Source organism: Nostoc sp. DedQUE07 (assembly GCF_034530975.2).
Lineage (GTDB): Bacteria > Cyanobacteriota > Cyanobacteriia > Cyanobacteriales > Nostocaceae > Nostoc.
In genome coordinates this window covers 252890-272253 of the sequence record NZ_JAVRCC020000001.1, presented here as the reverse complement: position 1 = coordinate 272253, position 19364 = coordinate 252890, and the positions used below count along the sequence as shown (strand labels likewise).

The following is a 19364-nucleotide window of genomic DNA, read 5'->3' as shown; positions in this document are numbered from 1 at the left end:
GAACTTACGCAACTGGCACAGTGCGATCGCTAGCCAGTAGTACATAAGTATTTAATTACCCAGAATGTATTTGATATTTACAAGCTCAAGCACAATTTGCTTTTTAATTATTTAATTGAGCAACTAAAACGTCCAGATATTGCTGCCTTCTATGTAGTTTTTGGGTGCTCGGTGCGCTTCGCACACTATTGCTTGTGCCAGTTGCGTAAAGTTCTGAACCAAAAATTCTTAGGTCTACAAAGACTCTAAATAGTTCAAAAGATCCGCCATTTCTTGAGGACTAGGTTGGAATTTTGGCATTGGCGGTGTTTCGCCACTGATCACTTGGTGAATCAGCCCATACCGAGACTTGTGCTTTGAAACAGCTTGCAAACTGGGCCCCACTCGCCCGTCTGCTTCCAAGCCATGACAACCAGCACAGTTAATTTGAAATATCGCGTGTCCTTGAACTGAGTTTCCTGTTAGGGATAGAACACTCTTGACGTATGGATCGGAGGCTTGAACTAACTGAACACCAAAAAAGCCCAAAGGGACTCCTAGCAGTATAGTCAGCGTCAATAAAACGATCCGCTGAATCAAAATTTCAGGTTTGTTAATCTGGTTATCCAAAAGGTTTGCTGTGAAAGTCTAGGTGTGCTAAAAAGTTTTCATTTCCTACACATAGCTTAAAAGTTCTTGATTGTGTCTGCAAGCACAGAAGACTATTTTTTTGTGACCAGTCGCACTCCAAAGGGCTGTAGGGCGCAGGATTCATACGAAATTTGGTAAAATCAAAAACAGGCAACGAATATTTAATAATTACAAAGAGGAGATTTACAGTGGTTGAACCCCTGCTATCAGGTATTGTCCTTGGTCTAGTTTTCGTAACTCTCGCTGGACTTTTTTACGCTGCATATAAGCAATACAAGCGCCCCAATCAGCTGGGGGGATGAGGGAGTGCTGAGTTAGGAGTTAGGAGTTAGGAGTTAGGAGTTAGGAGTTAGGAGTCGTATTCTTCTTCATCTCCTTTATCTGCTCCTGATTCCTGATTCCGAATTCTGTAGAAAGTAAGTGATGTGTTGCCGTAAACTTTCTGGCGGCAAATTTCCCAAGCGGGAATCTCTGGCGGTGTCCAACCTTGTGAGGCGTGTTCAACTGCGATTTCACCGCTAGAATCTAAAAGTTGATAATGAGCGATCGCTTCTAATACTGGCTGATATAATCCACTGGCATAAGGTGGATCGAAGTAGATTCTATCAAACTGTTTACCTGATAAAATCTTTAACTGCTGGGTAATATCTCCCCGCAATACCCGAAATTCCTGGTCGGCATTAGTTAACTGCTGCCAATTTTGTTGGATGGTGGCACAGGCTCGGCTCGATTGTTCAATTCCCATTACTAGGCTGGCTCCTCTACACAAAGCCTCTGCGCCCATTGAACCAGTACCAGCGCATAAATCTAGCCAGCGACAAAGAGCAATTTCTCCTTGCCAAATATTAAATACTGCCTCCCTTACCCGCGCACTAGTGGGTCTAGTTTCTTTCCCTGGTAAAGTTTTTAACTGGCGATTACCGTAAATTCTCAGACTCATTAGTTATTAGTCATTAGTCATTAGTCATTGGTCATTAGTCAATGTTTAATGGTCGGTGGTGATTTTGATTTATTCACAAAGGACAAAGGACAAATGACAAAATAATTATGCAGGAATTTTTTCGCGGACTTGAGCAACGAAATTAGATAGGATTTGCAATCCGATATTAGAGGATTTTTCGGGGTGAAATTGTACTGCCATCAGGTTTTCTTGAGCGATCGCAGCTGTGACGGTTTGAGTGCCGTGAGTGATAGTTGCTGCACGGATTAGCGGGTCTATCGGGTCAACATAGTAGGAATGGACAAAATATACCCAAGGATCGGAGGGTAAATGCTCCCACAAAATACTTTTTGGTTGAGTGATTTCTAGTTGATTCCACCCCATATGAGGAATAGTGATGTCAGCTTCTGGACGAAACCGCCGCACTTTTCCTTTGATAATTCCTAGCCCTGGTTGAGTACCTTCGGCACTTGATTCAAAGAGAATTTGTAATCCTAAACAAATTCCCAAAAAAGGTTTACCAGATGCGATCGCTTCTTTAATAGGTTGTTCTAAACCACGCGATCGCAGGTGTTGCACTGCTGGATCGAATGCTCCCACTCCCGGTAGGACTATAGCATCTGCCTGCTCTAATTCCTTTGGAGAATAAGTAACATTCGGAGTTGCCCCAGCTTTTTCCAACCCTTTGCAAACTGAGTGCAAATTTCCCATCTCGTAATCTACGACCGCAATTACTGGCATTTACCTGCTCCTTCTAAATTTATTATGGAGGGTTTTTCTATTCTAAATAATATTTGTTATGAAGAAAAGAATTCTATTAACTTCTTTTGACATTTGGCTAAAAGATCAACAGTCAAATTCTTCTGATGATTTATTACTTGAAGTGAGCAAACTTGAGTTGATACCACATGACTTAACTTTTTTACGCCAGTTACCCGTAGATGTGCAACTTGCTAGTACTCAGGTAATGGAAAAAATCAAGGCAATCCAACCTGATTACATCATCTGTTGTGGCATGGCTGCAAGCCGTACACAATTAAGTGTGGAAGCAGTTGCTAGCTGTGGAGAAATTGTTTTGCAGACAGAAGTTGATTTAGAAAAATTAGTGGCGGGAGCAGCAAAAATTCAGATTAGCTATGACTGTGGAAAATTTGTCTGTGAAGGTCTTTACTATTCAGTGTTGGACTACTTAAGCCAAAATAAACTCACAGCACGTTGTATTTTTGTCCACGTTCCGGTTCTCAATCAAGAAAATTTGATGGGTATTATTGCCGATTTCGTATTAATTATTAACAAACTGGCACTTTCATCAAGTTGTTAATGTCTGTATGGTGAAAGAAATATCTAAGTATATGTTGCCATTGTTACTAATTTTTCCAATTGCCCAATCAACTCCTGCCAAGCTACCACCTGAAGAAGTCGTACAACCACAAGAAGTACGTCCTTTACCAGGTCAATTGGATACAGTGCCAACCTTTAACAGCAATAGTCCAGAATTGGTTTTGAAAGAAGGGATTTTACTTTCCACCTTTCCACCAGATGGGAAAAAAGTGCCAACAGCGCATCTGAATTTTCCGTTTCGAGGACGATTTGATATTTTTGCCCATCACGTTGCGAAGGCTGAACCAGCAGAGAATTTACGTTCTCTTTATTTAGGGATAATTTTGCATAACCCTGGTTCGGAACCAGTGAAAGTAAATATTTGGCAGGCGGCGAGTTATTTAAGTCAACCGGATGCACCATTTATTCAGTTACCATCTTTTAGCCAAAATCTTTTAGGTAAAATTTTTGCCGGGCCAGGCGATCGCGTCATGTCTGATGTGCTTCGGGGAGTACGACAAGAGATTTTTCCTGCCCAAATTGAGATTCCACCAAAGCAAAGTCGGATGTTACTCAATTTACCAATTCCTGTACAGGGATTGACACCACCTTTAAATGGTCGGTCTACATTCATACGACTGCAAAGTGATGGCACTGTCTATGCAGCTAGCCTAGCGATGTTTGCACGGGAGAATCCTGATGGCAGCGAGCGATCGCCTGCTTTAGAAGAGTGGCAGAATTTACTAGATAATGGTGATTTAGCTGGGCCACGAGATAAAATTCCTACTCCCTTAGAGGAAACTGGCAAACCAAGAATTTATGGGCGAGTTGCGGGAGTGGTTGGTGGTTCGCGATGGAGAGCCTTATTAGTAGATAATCCTAAAGCTAGATATCTAACCATTCCCCAGCCTGGTCAAGTGTTTTCCTACGCTTTGAATACCCTGCATGGCGGTACATTAGGAACTGGTCAAATTCAAAGTGCGCCTATGCTGGTGCGCTATCCTGACACCGCATATCGCGCTCATGGCAACTATGGAATTCAATATAATCTGAAGTTGCCGTTATACAACAATACTCAAAGTCCTCAAACTGTTAGTGTGTCGATACAAACACCACTCAAGGAAGATCGGTTAGTCAAACCAGGGTTACGCTTTCTGAGTACACCCGCTCCTCAAGTATTCTTTCGAGGGACAGTGCGAGTACGTTACAAAAATGACCAAAATCAGCCGCAAACTCAGTTTGTGCATTTAGTACAAAAAAGAGGTCAACCAGGGGAACCGTTAGTTTTATTAAAGATGAAAGCTGGCGATCGCTCTTTGGTAGAAGTAGACTTTCTTTATCCACCGGATGCTACACCACCGCAGGTATTAACAGTTTCAACTCAGGCTGAACCTCAGTAATGAGTCATGAGTAATGGGTAAGGACTTTTTTCTAATTACCTGTTACCAAAAAATAATTAAAGCCTGTTCTAGAGCTTTTCACCCCAAGTTTCTATATTTAGGGTGAATACTTATTCCGCTGCATACACTGCAATAGAAATAGCAGACTTTAGCAGGAAATAAAAGGACGGCATGGCAACAGATCAAAAAATGAATCAAGAAACTGAATTAAATTCGCTCCAGCCGCTTGTTGGAATCTTGATTTTACTGGTAGAGGATGAGCCAGATATTGCAGACTTACTCATCTTCATTTTGGAAGCAGCTGGTGCAGAGGTGATGGCTTTAACTGATGCAGAAGAAGCTCTTGCCTTAGTTGAATCGCTTCATCCCGATATTCTACTGTGCAATATGAAGTTGCCCGAACATGATGGAAATTGGTTAATTGAGCAAATTCGAGTGCATTCTCGCCAATTTTTAAGACAGTTGCCTGCGATCGCTATCACTTCTTATACACGGGAAGTCTCAAGCTATAAGGCTTTGAATGCTGGTTTTAATCGATTTCTAGTCAAGCTTGAGAGTCCAGAAGAAATTGTAGATGAGATTGTTCATTTGTTATCTACCGATCTGTAAATATAACTAGCCAGCCTCAATCTCGTTTTTGATACTGATTTCACACAATACTCTGTGGGAGCGCACAGCTAGCTATACACTCCTAAAAACGATTTTAAGAAAGGAAACCATAGAACCCTAAGTGAGTAGGGTAAAATGTTGGATATATTTGTTAGCTTCGTTGAAAACCCTTTGCTGGCTTTTGTTGCCCTTTACCCTTGGGCTTAGATTTGCTAACTTCTCCTAAAGCTTCCTGAAATAAGTTATGCAAATGTATGGGTACACTGGCAATGTCTGGCAACTCTGGCTCAATCGGTTTGTGGAATTCTTGCAAAAGTGTATCCAAGTCACTTTCAAGCCTAAATGGACGTTGCAAAAATGTTTGCAACAAATTTTCTAATTGAGTTGGATACTGTTGCGCCAATCGATGCCAAATAAAAGCATTAATACTTTTATCTTCGAGGTAGTAGCGAATTAGTTTTTCTGCCCCTTGAACACTTTGCCAGTCCTCTGCCGATAAGATTGCTTGTACTTTACTATAGGTTGGTAAAAACATTTGTCCCCAACGGGGATGAGAAAGAGCCGTTACCTGTTCTGCTTTCTTGAGTTCAGCAGGTAAATCAACCTTTGGCATCACCATTTTGCTCTTGCTGCTTTTGTTGTTAAACATCTCAGAGACTATGTTGGAATCTGCACCAAATTCTTGTGCAGCTGCTTTTATTTCCTCATCGCCAATTCCAGCTGCTTCTGCTACTTCTGCAAGAGATTTAGAAGTATCAATTCCTGCGGCTGCAAAGGTTTTTTCAGTAATTACTTCTTGAAGCTCCGCTATTTTTTTATTAAGCTGGTATCCAGGTAGCGTGAGTTCATCAGTGCCAAAAAAGTCCACAAACTGCTGATGATATTTTTCTACTGACTGCCAAGCTTCTTCTAGTAAGTCTGGAGCATCGCTGTAAAGATTACTTTTATAGTTTTCTTTGAAATTACCAATAGCTACAGCAAGTTTTGGTTTACCTAATTTACCCATTATTGTGTAGGGGCCAGAAAACATCCAGTAGCTATCGGTAACGGGAGAAATGCGAGTTAGCAAAATTTCTCCAACCTTCAACCGAGATATTGCCTGTAATGTTTGAGTATTGTTTGGCTTGACAATGTAGTGTTTATCTGTCAACCAGTTCCTCAATTCAAAACCATCAGGGAAAATATTAGTGATGGCAAATAAGCCAATAAAACTATGATGCCAACTATTGATTAGGCTGCGATCGCTTTCTGTTAAATCTGGATGGCTTTCGATAAACAACTCTAATGGTGACTTATCACCCACTTTACCGGCTGTTAAAAAGCTATCGATGGTTAAGTCTTGCTGCGTACTATCACCACTTCCACGACGCAACTGTTCTGCGGCATAAACTTCTAGTGCTTGTGCCAGTTCGCCTTCAGCATCAAGGACAAAATCAACTAAGGCTTGTTTTAATTCGTGCGATCGTTCTAATATGACATCCACAAGTTAATCTCTCGGTGCAACAGATGTAAATTATAGCCTTTGAGAGAATTTCAGCATCTAGCTATTGTTAGATTTATGGAAATGCACACTTAGCAGAATAGGTTTGATCGTGCAGGCATACTACATCTGACATCTGTCACAGCCAGGTTATTGGGATTAAATCCTTGGCGAAATCGGCAGTGTGGTGTTTGGACAGCGATCGCAGTTATGGTATTTTATTTGAGTTACTAGCGATCGCCACCTGTAGGATCTAGACTCAGACCGCAAGCTGTACTGTGGTGATATCAAAATCGCTATCGGTTGGTTTTAAAGAACAAGCTTACTTCTCCTATTTTAAATCTACTATGCTGCTTGAGAGTTAAGCTCCTAGCAAGTGATTGGCATCAAAGACGATGGGGTAAATCATCCCAGAACTCGGCATAAAAGGTTTAGCTCGTGGATCTTTGCGTAAAACAGGTTGGTTTTACTTTCAGCGTGGTGGACAATGACGCTAAATTTAATTGGAGTAATCAATATGAGGAATCTATCTAGACTTCTCCAAGATATTAAAGATAACCCAGTCATGTATTTAGATAAGCCATCAATTACTTGTCTTGATTCATTTTTAGTTGGGTATTTAAGCACTCGAAGTGAGATGGGATTAGATAGAGAAGGGTCTGGAATTGAGGGTTTTCAAGATTGGATACAAGAAAGAGAAAAAACTAATATTTCACAATCATGGGCTGGTATACTTCTATTTTTTGGTGGTAGTGAAAGAAGTGCTTTTTCTAATTTTTTTGAACTGTTTGAAATATTTTTGAAACGAAATGAGAGTTCACCAAATAAGGAAAATGGAAAAAGCCTTAACTCTTCTGGGAATGATTTGAGGTTTTCAGTACGCGCTCTCTATGAGCTTCTGGATAGTATCAATAAAAGACCTGGAATGTACTTAGGTACTAGCTCAATTACTAAGCTTGATATGCTTTTGCGGGGATATAGTCTGGCTCAAAGAGAAGTTGGCGTACCCCTAACTGAGCAGGAAAGAGAATTTGAAGGTTTTCAATCATGGGTTCAAGAAAAATATGGGATTAAGTCAGGTCAGTCATGGTCTAAGATAATCCTTTTCTATTCTGTAGACGAGCATGAGGCACTACAGAATTTTTTTGAATTGTTTGAAGAATACTTGAATAGGAACAAGAGTAAGAGTTTATAAGTAGACGAAAATAGTGGTTAAGAAGAGAGTATTAAGGTGTGTTAGCCTATGGTATAACACACGCTACTACTCTTATTTCCTATTTTGTAGGTAATCAATATGAATAATCTCTCTAGACTTCTCCAGAGATTAAAAATAACCCAATTATATACATAGATAAGCCATCAATTACTTGCCTTAATTTCTTTGTAGGGGGTATTTAAGTCAACTAAGTGATTTAGCATTGATGAGTTACTTTGCAGCTTTTTTCAAACCTTGCCATCTTTGTCGTAGTTGCTGCAAGTTGGGTGTATGACCGCCATAACGCCAGCCAACATAAGCTTGACAAATTTCATCTATGACCTCAGCAGTTGCTTTAGCATGATGCTGGTATGAGACTTTGGCATACTCTAAAGGTGTTTGTGCTGGATGTTTGCCTAAACCTTTTTGAGTTGTCCATTGCAGCATTTGTTGATAAAGACTCTCCATCGCTGGCAATTTCTTTAACCATCGGCGGTTGCGCCACTCTCGCCACTGACCCCAACCTAGCCAAGCGAAGAAAGCTGCTGTAGTTGACAAGATTAAGCCAGTTAATACACCAAACCAACCTTGAGAGAATAAAGCTAAAAACCAAGCGATCGCTCTAATCACCCATTTAAATATTGTCTCAAATACATTATTCAACAAACCTGTCACCGGAGAAGGTAGCCAGCCAGCAACCCAATGCCACAATTGGCGCAACACACTAAAAGTCTGAGTATCTTCAATTGATGGTGGTATCAGAGGATGATTGGGAATAGGGTCAAAAGCAAACCAACCATATTTCGGAAAATACACTTCCGTCATCGCATAAGCGTCAGTATTACGGACAACATATAGCCCTGTAAATGGATTAAATTCTCCTGCACTAAACCCTGCTACCAACCGCGCTGGAATGCCAATAGAACGTAGCATCATCGTGAGAACTGTAGAGAAGTGGTCTGGATAGCCTCCCTTTTGCTTAAACAAAAAAGTTTCTACCAAGTCTTCTTTTTCACTCAAATAAGGTAGTTCTAAGGGATTTTGGGGAACAGAGTAGCGTTGCTTTAAATATTGAGCTAAATAGAGAGCCTTTTCGTAGGGTGAATCCAGGCTTTTAGCAGACTTTGCGACTTTTTCTTGATTATAGTTAGCGAGGATTTCTTCGCTACGTTGCCGGACTTTTTCGGCAATTTCGGGAGGAATTTGTAGATAATGCTTTTTAATTTGTTCTGGATATTTAGTAGAAGCTCCACCTAATTTAGTGCGATCGCGGTATGGTACTTCAGAAACTACTGTGTAGGTGAGACCATGTGATAATTCTACAGGCGATCGCAATCCGTCTTCCTTATCAACAGCGATCACTGGTGCTGGAAAATAAACTTCCTTGGGATTAGCCATCGCTGGAATTAGGTTAGGCAAATCCGATACCACTGTATAAGTTTGTACGACCTCTTGGGTTTTAGCAGTGAGTACAGATGGGGGAATAAAAATTTGGTAAGACCAAGGCGATCGCCTGATAGTTGTAACATTTTCATTCCGAGAAACCTCCCATCCCTTACCTGTATAGCGATCGAATCCTAATACTCGCCAAAAACCCTCAGCTTGCGATCGCACCCGCATGACAACCTTGGGTTTCATCTCGCCCCGCAGGTTTTGATTCATTTGGCTATTAAAACCGTAATAAAAATTATTATCTAATTTACCTGGTTCACCTGTTTTATTTTGTCCTGTACCACCGCTACCACTGCCTTGATTCTCACCTTTACCTTGGCGGACATAACCGGGATTAATGATACTACGACCTGTGAAATTACTTTTTACTTGAATAGCAGAACTTACAGGAAAATTCCGTAATTGATAGCCGGGAAATCTGGGTAAAACAGCAAAAATTGCCAGCCCTAGACCGACAATTAGTAAAAAAGTTAGAATTAAAAATTTAAAATTAAGACTTGAAGAATTCTTTTGATTGAATTTTTCCTTTTGAGTTTTTAATGGCTGCAAACCCAAGCGCGAGCGGTAATCTAGTACTAAAGTTGGCAGAGCGATCGCTAAAAATAACAGCAGCACAGGTGCGAATGCTAAAGTTTGACTTAGGGTTGCCGCCACACCTAATAAAATCAGTCCGATCACAATCGAATAGCCCAAATTTTTCCGGCGGGGTGTATCAAAGCTATGCAACACCTGGAGTTGAATTAATAACTCTGCCAAACCCAACCGCGTATCGTTCAACTCTCCGACTAATCGCCCAAAGAAAGCACCCAGTGCTACTAACATTCCAATGGCGATGCAGAATTTAATTGCAACATTGCGATCGCGGCGACGATAATAACTCCAAATTGCACCCACAACACTCAGGGGTAACGCCCAAAAACTGAATGAAGTCTCAGCAGCAATATCCGTCGCCACAATTCCCAAAATAACCAACGCTAGCACCAGCACCCGCAATAAAATTGAATCTTCCACTTCAATCAAAGGCGACCCCTGCGGATTTTGCCGCCAGAAACTACCTACAGGGATACGCCAAAACCGATTCATCCTGGATAAGTTAAACATTTGAGTCTAGTAGAAGCAATGATGTAGATGCAAAAAACACAATGCGGGGGACGTAATTGCCTACCCTAGTACTGTGTCAAAAAAATTAATTATGGATAGGGGTAGAGATGGAGATACACGAGAAATGGGTGATACGGTGAATTGAGAAATAATCAAATACTTTCTCAATATCCCAATGTCCCCATATTCTCGCGTCCCTGTGTCTTTGTAATAACTGCTTCTCGTAGACACCCTAATGACCGCTTGTTGAAAAATAGGATGAGCTTCAAAACCAGGAAAATCCTCTTAATATATATCGGCGTTGATTGACATAGTGTGCTAGCGGTGGAAATTTAAACTAAATCGTGGGATTAATCACAAACAACAACGACTGTTCGTCTATTTCTGGAAATTCAACTTCTAGGGTATAAGTTGGGTTAAGTTGCTCGCAGCCTAACTCTACATTTAAGTATCCTGAAGTCGAAGATGTTGTCATTGCTAAAGTGCCACTTCCCCGCAGGGTCAAAGTTCCTTTAACAGGTAACTCAGCTTGAACAAGCAACTTCGTAAGTTTACCTAGAGGCTGGTATTCTACTCTGATGTTCAAAGCACCAACACTGGTTAGCCACTGTCTTTCTACTACCGGACTGGTTGCTGAAACTGGTAGAGTCAGATTTTCCAGCAGTTGTTTAGCTGCTAGCAACGACAAAGCCATCTGTTGACGCGGTTGTAAATCTGAGTAATCGCTCTGAATAGCGGGCATTGTCTCCAGAGTACTTGCAGACCGATAAGTGCTTCTTAGCACCAATCCAGCTATATCATTTAGTGCTTGAGACTCATTGGGAAAAAAGTTCTCCACCACTTGAACTAATTTTGCCCCCAATGGCACTGAAGATGTCACTAAAGCCTGACATTGTTCTAGCACTTGCTGGAAAACTTTTTCCGGTAAGCGAGTTGGCAAGGTCAACTTTGACTGTTGTACCATCCATCCCCAGCTAGGAACGAGTGTCATTGACGGTTCATCAACAAAATCAGGATATTCAATTAATTCTGTTTCCCAGGGAAACAACGGTGGATGTTCTTGGGCTTGAATTTGTAGCCGATGCTTAAGGACAGCTTGAAAACGATCTTGCACAGTAGGAATTTCTCCCAGTTGAAAGGTCTGGGGCGTTCCTCCCAATTTTGGCTGACTGCTTTTTGAAGCAGTGGCTTCCTTGAGGAGGTTTTTTACCCCGTCATTTTCCTCACATTCTACCGATTGCTCGTTATTTTTGACATCATCTGTCAATAACAAATCGAGACACTGGTGTTGTAAGGATTCTGAGTCACTATTCATGAGTAGATGCACCCGATCCGGAAACTAATGAGTTACGAATTTCCCAAGCTTGCTCAAGAATCTTAAACCATCGTTTTTGCAGTTGTGCCATTGACAACCCTAAAGTTTTTGCTATTTTTTCATCAGATTGTCCTTGTTGCTTCAACTCTAATAAAGACCGTTGCTTATTGTCCAGATGTGCTGTATATACTTGCCATTGCTGAGGAGTTAAGCCCAAATTTGTGTGCAGAGAAGCTTCCAGCCACTCGTGAACTAATTCCCAACGGTGCAACAGGGCGAACCGAATCAAATGATACTTAAAGCGCTGCTGCAAATAATCTCTCTGACGAGGAGTTAAACCTAAAATCGACTCAATTTCCTGTGCTGATAAATCCTGGAGGCGGAGAGAAAAGTAATCAGCGCAGTCAGATTGTTGTCGTTGTTCGAGATAATTCATTAATTCTGTAACGACAACGGAGCGCAAGGTGTCTTCTTCGGGTTCGGGTTCGGCTTGCGTTGCCATTGTGGAGCGCAATTGGTGAATTGCTGGTTCTTCCCAAGAACCGTCACCTTCATTATTGCTACCTTCTGCGGCTTGTTCTATATCTACGCTGGTTTCTGGGGGCTGCTGTTGGGAAAAAGTTTGTGCGCGCAAGATAATTAGCTGTTGCTGGCGACCTGGTAAGGGAATGCGTCGCTTGCCGTAGCGCTCGGTAAATGCCATATACTCAGACAATTCCAAGAGCGTCTGAGGGCGATAAGTAGCACCAAGTTGATTTTCTCGCCGGAAAGCGTTCAACGCCTCTAAATAAAAACTCTGGAGAAAATCTTCAATTATCGTCAGTCGCCCTTGATAGCTCAATTGTCTTTGAGGAGGATTAATATACCGATAAATAATTGCACTCAGAGTACTGTGTAATTCGACTCTGCCCCGATTTGAACCCAACTGATAGTACCTGAGACATTGTTGCAGCCGATGCCGAGCTAAGGTCATCGCCGAGCTTTCTACAGATCCAGAAGCTTGGATACGTTTACTCTCATGACAAATCCGGTAGACTTCGGTGGTAATACGTGTTGCGACATCATGGCAATTTTGTTCCGAAGCTTTGGTTGACTGCTGAAACTCCTTGGACAGGAGTTGAAAGATCGCCTCCACGCCTGTAGAATTTTCTCCCAGAATAGTTGCAGATGGAATAGTTGCGGTTGCGGCTGAATTCATAGTCTCGGTTTTCAAAAGACCCTAACTTAACTTAAATACAACCTGTAGGACTGTGGGTATTGGCTTTTTTGGTTTTACGTATAAGCTAAACGCAGGCCAATCCTATATTGAGGATGTAGCTGATTTTATTATTCCCAATTTTGATGGGATTGTTCACACTTGATAGATGTTATTGCCATTACCCAAGAGTCATATACAAGTCATTATGGATTTAGAAGCACAAATTCAATTGCTGATTGACAATGCACCCCGCGATGGTATGACACCACATCTTGTTGCAGCAATTGCTCCTGCCCTTAGAGCGATCGCTCAAAAATTACGCTACTCCCAGTACTATATTCTCCAAAATTCGGAGTCAAGCTGGGTTTTAACTACATTGAGCAATCGTGCTAACCCAGGATTGGAAAAACGTGTGATTTACGCTTTCCCTACCATACAGGATGTCTCTCTAATTTCCCCTGATGGGCTTGACCCTCAAATGCTAGCTAAAATTACTCCTGTCACCCATATTTTGTTCCAATTGGTGGCATTAGAACCCGTAGATAGTATCGTTTTTTTGGAGACGCCGGGTAAGACCACTCATACTGTCGAAGTTCGACGTACTGAACTAGAAAAACTTATGCAGAAACAGTTACGACAGAAGCGATCGCCTAAACAGATCCCCCCTGATATTGCATAGAAAAAATTTGGATGTGGGGTTTTTTAGATACAATCCCACATCCAAATTTTTAAATCTCAAATTTCTTTAAAAAAGTTTTTTAAATCAGTGAAAAAAGAAATTTTTTCTTTCCGTTACACCATACGATTGACTCAACTTTCGATGAAACCTAAAATTGATTAAAAAATAGTTATCAGTGAACATTTTCCCTTTTCAAATTTTAGTTTCCTAGTGAAGCAGAGTTTTATACTTAAGAACTTTCACATAAAAAATATCCCATTTTTGATTGTGAAGTACCCAGTAACCAAAAACGGGTAAGTCTTTAGAGTGAGCGCTCAGTCAAACACTATTCACTCCCCAAGTAGTAATTTATTTTTTGGAAATCCTTAAGAACCTCCAAATAAAAACCCCACTTTCTAGCTGTTCGATAAGTGGATTGAATTAAACATAAAACTGCTTTAGTGCATTAAAGCGTTAACACAACACAACATTTCAGGTTTTCGGTACGTTATGTAAGCCACAACACACCTACATCTAAATCCCCATTTTCTACCTGAGAACTTTGATAACTGATTTAATAGAGGCGACTCAGTGTGTACTCAGCGATGTTAATCAATGCCTGGTGTGATTCTGAGAATGGCAGAACTGCAAGATGTTCAATTGCCAACTTAGCATGATGAGCAGCTAACTCTCGCGCCTGCTGTATACCTTGACTATCTTGAATCAATGCTAGTGCTTGCTCTAAATCTCCTTCTTGAGCAAACTTTCGTTCAATCAGCACTTCCAAGGATGGTTTTTGGGCTAAAGCAAATAAAACAGGTGCAGTTAAATTACCACTTTTAAGATCCGACCCCACCGGTTTACCCAAAGTATCTGCTGTACTGGTGAAATCTAGAATGTCGTCAACAATTTGAAATGCTATACCAAAATGACGACCGTAGTTATACAGATGCTCAACAGTTTCTTGTGAGACTTCACTGAGTAACCCAGCAGCTTTAGAACTGTTAGCGATTAATGAAGCTGTTTTGTAATAACTCTTCTGGAGGTAAGTATCAATAGAAATGCCAGCATCAAAACGATTTAATCCCTGCTGGATCTCCCCAGTAGCCAAATCCATAATTACTTCTGAGAGGAGTTTTACCACCTCCAAATTGTCCAAGTTTGCTAAATACCAGGACGATTGAGCAAAAAGAAAATCTCCTGCTAATATGGCAATGCGATTACCGAACAAACTATGAACGGTAGGAACGCCTCGCCGCGTATCTGATTCATCTACCACATCGTCATGTACTAAGCTTGCTGTGTGAATCATTTCTGTAATCTCAGCTAGGCGGCGATGACGCGGTGTAATCTCTTGAGCTAACATTGTAGCCCGCGATATTAGCAGGACAATTGCTGGTCTGATACGCTTTCCCCCAGCTCCGAATAGATGTTCGGCTGCCATAAACAGGATGGGGTGGCGATTTCCAACTAGCTGCTTTAGGTTATCTGCTAGTAGTCGCAGGTCTGCTTCCACAGGGGTAAACAGGGAGGTGGCTGGGGTCATGGATGGGCGGACTCTGACTTAGGTTACGAAAGTTTACATATCCTATACTCATTTTAAGATAACCCTGTGCCAGCGCAAAGTTTTCATCAGGTAATCCCGTTTTTATGAGTCTATGGGTGATAATTAAGGTTGCCAAGATTTTTGTCAATAAGCAATTGTACTTAATTAGTGGCTGCTCAAACTTTAAACTAACTTAAAACAAGAATTCTCAGTACACGAAAAAAATGTTAGATTAAATTGTGTTAAGTAGTTTCTCATCTCACCTTTCTCGCCACAGTTCTGAAAATATTCAAGCAATATTACTTATTGACAAAAATGAAGTGATTTAAATTCGTCGCCAAGAGTAAGGCTAAATTTCTCCAGATTAAGGTGTAGCTCTTCAAAAAATTTGAAATTTAGCAGCCGAATAAGCTCAAAATTCAGGGTCGTTGTGTTACGCTAAAATATAGGAATTTTAAATTTTGTAAGATATTCGCAGCCCAAAAGTTAAGTCAGCTACTAGTTGATTTTACTTAATTGGTGCTGTGAGCCTAAAATAAATATTCGTCGGTTAGATTAAGGGAATAAATTCTTTAATTTTTCCTACGATGGGTAAAACTCCTGGTTTGGAGCTATGTGATATCCCTATGGGAAGCCGCTACACGTACTTAGCGCACGTAGAGCGCAAGCATTGCTCTTTATTGCAGCAGTTTAAGCAAAAATAAAGCAGATCGAGTAGACCGCTGAGAATCGTAGTTTTAGATTGCTAAACGGCAAGCTAACTGCTGTGGGATCTATGGTTTGCAAGAAGTCGCATTAGGTCATAAATTCTTTGTCCGTAGAGGATTTTATCTCTATAAGTAATTTTACCATAGGAAACTACAGTCATCAAGAATGTACTTGCTTGGCTGAGGTTCTACTAATTTTATGAAATTTTATATTCGTTTAGAAGGGTGCTAGTAGAACAATGATTTACGGAAGTATACCTATGATGATTTTTATTTTAGCCTCTGGATATTTGTTCACAGTCTACCTGTTATTAGCACTGGCGAAGCGAACGGGTACAAAGACTGTTCCTACAAGTTTCTCTTCATCTACCAAAGGAAAACATGAGCAGGAGATATCAGTTAATAGTCAATAGTCATTTGTCATTTGTCCTTAGTCCTTCGTCATTTGTTTCGATAAATGACTAAGGACTAGGGACTAATTAGTTTTATTGGAGTTGGGAAATAGCGATATCGGTGAAAGAAACCTCTTCAACCATTGGTGTATAGCCTAGCCACTGCACTCCTGACTGAGAAAACTGTTGCGGACAACCGCTGACGGCGAAGCGAGTTGGTAATGGTAGATGAGTATTTCTTAAGCCTAGTAAGTCTAGTTCTTGCGCACAAGCCGCCACAACATGAACAGCTGGATCGACCAACTGGACTTGAGAGGGGAGGAGCGATCGCAGTACTGGTGTAAGGTGGGGATAATGGGTACAGCCGTGAACTAGGGTGTCAATTTCCTGCTCTAATAAAGGCTCTAGGTAGGCTCGTGCGACTTGTGCAGTGTAAGGATCGTGAATGCGGTTTTGCTCAATCAATGGCACAAACTCTGGACATCCAACTTGCCAGACTTGGACATCGGGAGCAATTTCGAGAATAGCGTGCTTATAAGCATTACTTTTAGCTGTAGCTGGAGTGGCAATTACACCAATCCGCTTTCCTTGCTGCACCGCAGCTTTTGCACCCGGTAGGATTACTCCCAAAATGGGTATGCTAAATTCTTGACGCACGGTTTCTAGGGCTAAAGCAGAACTGGTGTTGCAAGCCATAATTACCATTTTTACTTGCTGCTGTTGAAGCCAGGTAATAATTTCACGTGTAAATCGTAAAATTTCTGCTTGTGAACGAATTCCGTAAGGAAGTCTAGCTGTATCCCCAAAGTAAACAATTGATTCATTGGGGAGTTGTCGATAGATTTGTCGCAGTACTGTCAGCCCACCCACACCACTATCAAAGATGCCAATTGGGGCACGTTGGGGTTCTTGCTCGGAAAAATCGTCAAGATTTCCTTCAAAAATGGAAGATGAATACACAGGCAGATATATATTTAGGTTTTGGGATTTAAAATACAGAATTTAGCAGACAATCTCTAATTTGACTACTAAATTCTGCGCGTCAAAGAAGTTTAAATACCACCTCTTTAATTAGTAATTTGTACTATATTACCTCTGCTGTAAGTATTTTAGAATGCCACGAGCGATCGCTTCTGCCATCCGATTTTGATATTCTGGTGTTCCCAATCTGGGATTATCCTCGTAACCAGTCATATAGCCTGTTTCTACCAAAATCGAAGGCATGGAGCTTTTCCTGAGAACATAGAATCTCGCTTTGCGAGTTCCCCGATCTTTAATAGTACCGATGTCCTGGAGAATGGTTTTACGAACTACTTCAGCCAGACCATAACCACTATCGAAATAATATACTTCTAACCCATTGACATCAGGGCGATTATCAACGGAATTAGCGTGAATACTGACAAACAAAGTCGCATTAACTCGCTTGGCAATATCTACCCGTCCCTGAAGTTCTACGAAAAAGTCGGCATCCCGGGTTAGTACCGCTTGTACACCATTTTGCTCTAAAATTGCTCCTACCCTTTTCCCAATAGGCAGAATCACATTCTTTTCTAAAAGTCCTCCCAATCCAGGGGCACCTGAGTCTTTTCCACCATGTCCTGGGTCAATAACTACTAGCAATTTCCCTCTGGGAACTGAGGGGCGTGGCTGTGGCTGGGAGATTGGACGGGGATTATCTATGGGATTTGGTAATTGTCCTTGGTCTGGTAATGGCAGAGGAGGTAAAGCAATGGGTGGTGTGATGCTGCTACTACGTCGTAATTCTAAAGCTAAAAGCTGGTCGCCAACTTGGTTGAGTTCCCCAATTTGTACTCCAGCGGCTGGTTGAACCAAGACGGTGACAGTGTTGGATTCTTGTGGTTGCAGGCGTACCCGCAAAATCGGGCTATTAGGATTAAAAGTCGGGCCTGTGACTTTCGGAGCTAACTTAGCATTGTTGATAGTGATGCGGAACAGACCAGAGGTTCTATCCCAGCCTCCTGTAGCAGACAAAGTTTGGTCGGCTCGAATCAGCAGTTGTGTACCATTATTAGCCAGTTGTACAGACTGAATGCTAGCAGGTGTGTTACTTGGTGCTATGGGACGTGGACTGTTACTTCCAGGCAACTGGGCAACTCCACGACTGGGTAGAACCACAAAACCACCAACACTGCTAGTGGTTGCTCGCCAATTTGGACTATTTTCATCTACTTGTAAAGTCAGGCGAACAACAGATGGACTAGTTTGCAGCTGGCTGAACTGGATACGGCTAACACCATAGCGATTAATTGACAAATCTCGCTGTTCTAAACTTGGTGATAGAGTTGCGCCAGTAATATCAATGTTAATTGCCTTTTGATCGTTGCTACGATTTACCTGAATCTGAGGATTACCACCATTGGTACGGACAAAAAAACCATCACCAGTGACTTGTAAGTTCTCAATTTGAGTAACTTTGGCGACAACCATTCTGTTGTTCAGCGCTCTGGTGTTCAGTGGATTTACAGAGCCGCTTGTTACCACATTATAAATATTCCTTGGGGGAAATGTTGGTGTAGATGTTCTGGGTGAAGTATCAGAGGCTATAGCTTGTTCTGGTTGCCCTTCAGTGTTTCTTGCAGGTACATTGTCCGCTTCTGGTCTAGGCAATTGCACTGTCCAGCGATCGCCAGTTGTACCCACAAATTGCACTCGTTTGGGGTCTAAACTATAACCAGGAGTTAGTTCAACCACTATGCGCGTTGTTTGTTCGTCAAACTGTCCAACACGGATTGAACGAATTGCACCGCCCACTTGTTGGGTTAGCTGCGGGCGGCCAAATGTGGTTCCTGGTAAATCAATTACTAGACGAGTCGGGTTAAATATTAATTGTGCTTGGGGTTGAACATCCCCTTGAGTATTAATTTCCAGCTTGTTTTGATTGACATCAAAACGCCAAGATTCAAGTCTCGCGGCCATTGCCGGCGACGATAGCATGAAGATGGTTCCAATAGTACTGGATAGTAACCAGCGTAATTTCACAGTCTTTTCTCCTGATTCACATTTATGGGAGCCGTCAACATCTCAACATATTGGCTAATCCTCACACCGTCACCGCGCACACTTGAGTTTTGCGCTGTTATTAAGACACAGCTAATGGCGTAAAATATAGCACGCTCCTCTGATTTTGCCATGCCACTAGCCTATATAAATTTGACTGCCAATTTTAGATTTTAGATTCCCGATTTTAGTTTTCTGCCAGACTAGGGTCTTGCTACACTACCACCTGTTGTAGGTGATACAAATCCAAAATAGTTTGACTGAGTGTAGCCGTACCTTCCAAAGAAGCAAGCTACACATAGCGTTCCGCAGGACAATCTAAAATCCAAAATTTGTTGAATTGCAAAGTATCAAATGACAATAACAAAGAAGCTACTCTTATTCCGCCGCAAGAATACTT

General features: G+C 41.5%; 17 protein-coding genes. 7 read left to right on the top strand and 10 right to left on the bottom strand.

Annotated elements, in window-relative coordinates:
* Nucleotides 1-234: 234 nt before the first annotated feature.
* The gene (locus RMZ95_RS01000; protein ID WP_322682960.1) at nucleotides 235-609 is read right to left on the bottom strand and encodes a cytochrome c; all 375 of its coding nucleotides are present in this window, start codon (nucleotides 607-609) and stop codon (nucleotides 235-237) included.
* A 209-nt stretch (nucleotides 610-818) separates the two neighbouring features.
* On the opposite strand from RMZ95_RS01000, the gene petG reads away from it, so the two are divergent.
* Nucleotides 819-932, top strand: a complete 114-nt coding sequence (gene petG, locus RMZ95_RS00995; RefSeq protein ID WP_063721252.1) for a cytochrome b6-f complex subunit V — start codon at nucleotides 819-821, stop codon at nucleotides 930-932.
* 47 nt (nucleotides 933-979) lie between these two features.
* Here petG and rsmD read toward each other — a convergent pair whose 3' ends face one another.
* Complete coding sequence (rsmD, locus tag RMZ95_RS00990) at nucleotides 980-1570, bottom strand: 16S rRNA (guanine(966)-N(2))-methyltransferase RsmD (protein ID WP_322682959.1); 591 nt, start codon at nucleotides 1568-1570, stop codon at nucleotides 980-982.
* Nucleotides 1571-1675: 105 nt separating this feature from the next.
* Nucleotides 1676-2311 (bottom strand): imidazole glycerol phosphate synthase subunit HisH, encoded by a 636-nt coding sequence (gene hisH / locus RMZ95_RS00985; RefSeq protein WP_322682958.1) that lies wholly within the window; start codon nucleotides 2309-2311, stop codon nucleotides 1676-1678.
* Nucleotides 2312-2369: 58 nt separating this feature from the next.
* Between hisH and RMZ95_RS00980 the strand changes: the two genes are divergently transcribed.
* The 3 genes from RMZ95_RS00980 (at nucleotide 2370) to RMZ95_RS00970 (ending at nucleotide 4899) form a co-directional block, all read left to right on the top strand.
* On the top strand, nucleotides 2370-2891 hold the full coding sequence (locus RMZ95_RS00980) for a peptidase C15 (protein ID WP_322682957.1): 522 nt from the start codon (nucleotides 2370-2372) through the stop codon (nucleotides 2889-2891).
* 31 nt (nucleotides 2892-2922) lie between these two features.
* Nucleotides 2923-4290: a DUF3370 domain-containing protein gene (locus tag RMZ95_RS00975; RefSeq protein WP_322682970.1), complete on the top strand. Its 1368-nt coding sequence runs from the start codon at nucleotides 2923-2925 to the stop codon at nucleotides 4288-4290.
* Between the two features lie 171 nt (nucleotides 4291-4461).
* Nucleotides 4462-4899 (top strand): response regulator, encoded by a 438-nt coding sequence (locus RMZ95_RS00970; protein WP_322674228.1) that lies wholly within the window; start codon nucleotides 4462-4464, stop codon nucleotides 4897-4899.
* 151 nt (nucleotides 4900-5050) lie between these two features.
* Here the strand turns inward: RMZ95_RS00970 and RMZ95_RS00965 are convergent, their stop codons facing one another.
* Nucleotides 5051-6382, bottom strand: coding sequence for a hypothetical protein (locus RMZ95_RS00965; protein ID WP_322682956.1), 1332 nt, complete (start codon nucleotides 6380-6382; stop codon nucleotides 5051-5053).
* Nucleotides 6383-6896: 514 nt separating this feature from the next.
* Here RMZ95_RS00965 and RMZ95_RS00960 point away from each other — a divergent pair.
* Nucleotides 6897-7574, top strand: coding sequence for a hypothetical protein (locus RMZ95_RS00960; protein ID WP_322682955.1), 678 nt, complete (start codon nucleotides 6897-6899; stop codon nucleotides 7572-7574).
* Nucleotides 7575-7805: 231 nt separating this feature from the next.
* Here RMZ95_RS00960 and RMZ95_RS00955 read toward each other — a convergent pair whose 3' ends face one another.
* The 3 genes from RMZ95_RS00955 to hetZ form a co-directional block, all read right to left on the bottom strand.
* Entirely contained in the window at nucleotides 7806-10109 is a 2304-nt protein-coding gene (locus tag RMZ95_RS00955) for a DUF3488 and DUF4129 domain-containing transglutaminase family protein (RefSeq protein ID WP_322682954.1), read from the bottom strand.
* 355 nt (nucleotides 10110-10464) lie between these two features.
* Nucleotides 10465-11442 (bottom strand): PatU, encoded by a 978-nt coding sequence (locus tag RMZ95_RS00950; RefSeq protein ID WP_322682953.1) that lies wholly within the window; start codon nucleotides 11440-11442, stop codon nucleotides 10465-10467.
* The gene (gene hetZ / locus RMZ95_RS00945) at nucleotides 11435-12640 is read right to left on the bottom strand and encodes a heterocyst differentiation protein HetZ (protein ID WP_322682952.1); all 1206 of its coding nucleotides are present in this window, start codon (nucleotides 12638-12640) and stop codon (nucleotides 11435-11437) included. The genes RMZ95_RS00950 and hetZ overlap by 8 nt, the downstream gene beginning before the upstream one ends.
* 205 nt (nucleotides 12641-12845) lie before the next feature.
* Between hetZ and RMZ95_RS00940 the strand changes: the two genes are divergently transcribed.
* Nucleotides 12846-13319 (top strand): hypothetical protein, encoded by a 474-nt coding sequence (locus RMZ95_RS00940; RefSeq protein ID WP_322682951.1) that lies wholly within the window; start codon nucleotides 12846-12848, stop codon nucleotides 13317-13319.
* A 553-nt stretch (nucleotides 13320-13872) separates the two neighbouring features.
* On the opposite strand, the gene sds is transcribed toward RMZ95_RS00940, so the two are convergent.
* Nucleotides 13873-14844 (bottom strand): solanesyl diphosphate synthase, encoded by a 972-nt coding sequence (gene sds / locus RMZ95_RS00935; RefSeq protein WP_322682950.1) that lies wholly within the window; start codon nucleotides 14842-14844, stop codon nucleotides 13873-13875.
* Nucleotides 14845-15811: 967 nt separating this feature from the next.
* Here sds and RMZ95_RS00930 point away from each other — a divergent pair.
* Complete coding sequence (locus RMZ95_RS00930; RefSeq protein WP_322682971.1) at nucleotides 15812-15964, top strand: hypothetical protein; 153 nt, start codon at nucleotides 15812-15814, stop codon at nucleotides 15962-15964.
* Between the two features lie 72 nt (nucleotides 15965-16036).
* Here RMZ95_RS00930 and murI read toward each other — a convergent pair whose 3' ends face one another.
* Together murI and RMZ95_RS00920 are read right to left on the bottom strand one after the other, a co-directional pair.
* A complete protein-coding gene (gene murI / locus RMZ95_RS00925) occupies nucleotides 16037-16903 on the bottom strand; it encodes a glutamate racemase (protein ID WP_322682949.1) in 867 nt (288 codons plus the stop codon).
* Nucleotides 16904-17032: 129 nt separating this feature from the next.
* Nucleotides 17033-18946, bottom strand: coding sequence for an N-acetylmuramoyl-L-alanine amidase (locus tag RMZ95_RS00920; protein ID WP_322682948.1), 1914 nt, complete (start codon nucleotides 18944-18946; stop codon nucleotides 17033-17035).
* Nucleotides 18947-19364: the final 418 nt, after the last annotated feature.

Bases quoted from the DNA above. Each gene is read 5' to 3' on its own strand.
- rsmD (WP_322682959.1), bottom strand. From the start codon at position 1,570: ATGAGTCTGAGAATTTACGGTAATCGCCAGTTAAAAACTTTACCAGGG.
- hisH (WP_322682958.1), bottom strand. From the start codon at position 2,311: ATGCCAGTAATTGCGGTCGTAGATTACGAGATGGGAAATTTGCACTCA.
- RMZ95_RS00980 (WP_322682957.1), top strand. From the start codon at position 2,370: ATGAAGAAAAGAATTCTATTAACTTCTTTTGACATTTGGCTAAAAGAT.
- RMZ95_RS00975 (WP_322682970.1), top strand. From the start codon at position 2,923: ATGTTGCCATTGTTACTAATTTTTCCAATTGCCCAATCAACTCCTGCC.
- RMZ95_RS00970 (WP_322674228.1), top strand. From the start codon at position 4,462: ATGGCAACAGATCAAAAAATGAATCAAGAAACTGAATTAAATTCGCTC.
- RMZ95_RS00960 (WP_322682955.1), top strand. From the start codon at position 6,897: ATGAGGAATCTATCTAGACTTCTCCAAGATATTAAAGATAACCCAGTC.
- RMZ95_RS00955 (WP_322682954.1), bottom strand. From the start codon at position 10,109: ATGAATCGGTTTTGGCGTATCCCTGTAGGTAGTTTCTGGCGGCAAAAT.
- RMZ95_RS00950 (WP_322682953.1), bottom strand. From the start codon at position 11,442: ATGAATAGTGACTCAGAATCCTTACAACACCAGTGTCTCGATTTGTTA.
- hetZ (WP_322682952.1), bottom strand. From the start codon at position 12,640: ATGAATTCAGCCGCAACCGCAACTATTCCATCTGCAACTATTCTGGGA.
- RMZ95_RS00940 (WP_322682951.1), top strand. From the start codon at position 12,846: ATGGATTTAGAAGCACAAATTCAATTGCTGATTGACAATGCACCCCGC.
- sds (WP_322682950.1), bottom strand. From the start codon at position 14,844: ATGACCCCAGCCACCTCCCTGTTTACCCCTGTGGAAGCAGACCTGCGA.
- RMZ95_RS00930 (WP_322682971.1), top strand. From the start codon at position 15,812: ATGATGATTTTTATTTTAGCCTCTGGATATTTGTTCACAGTCTACCTG.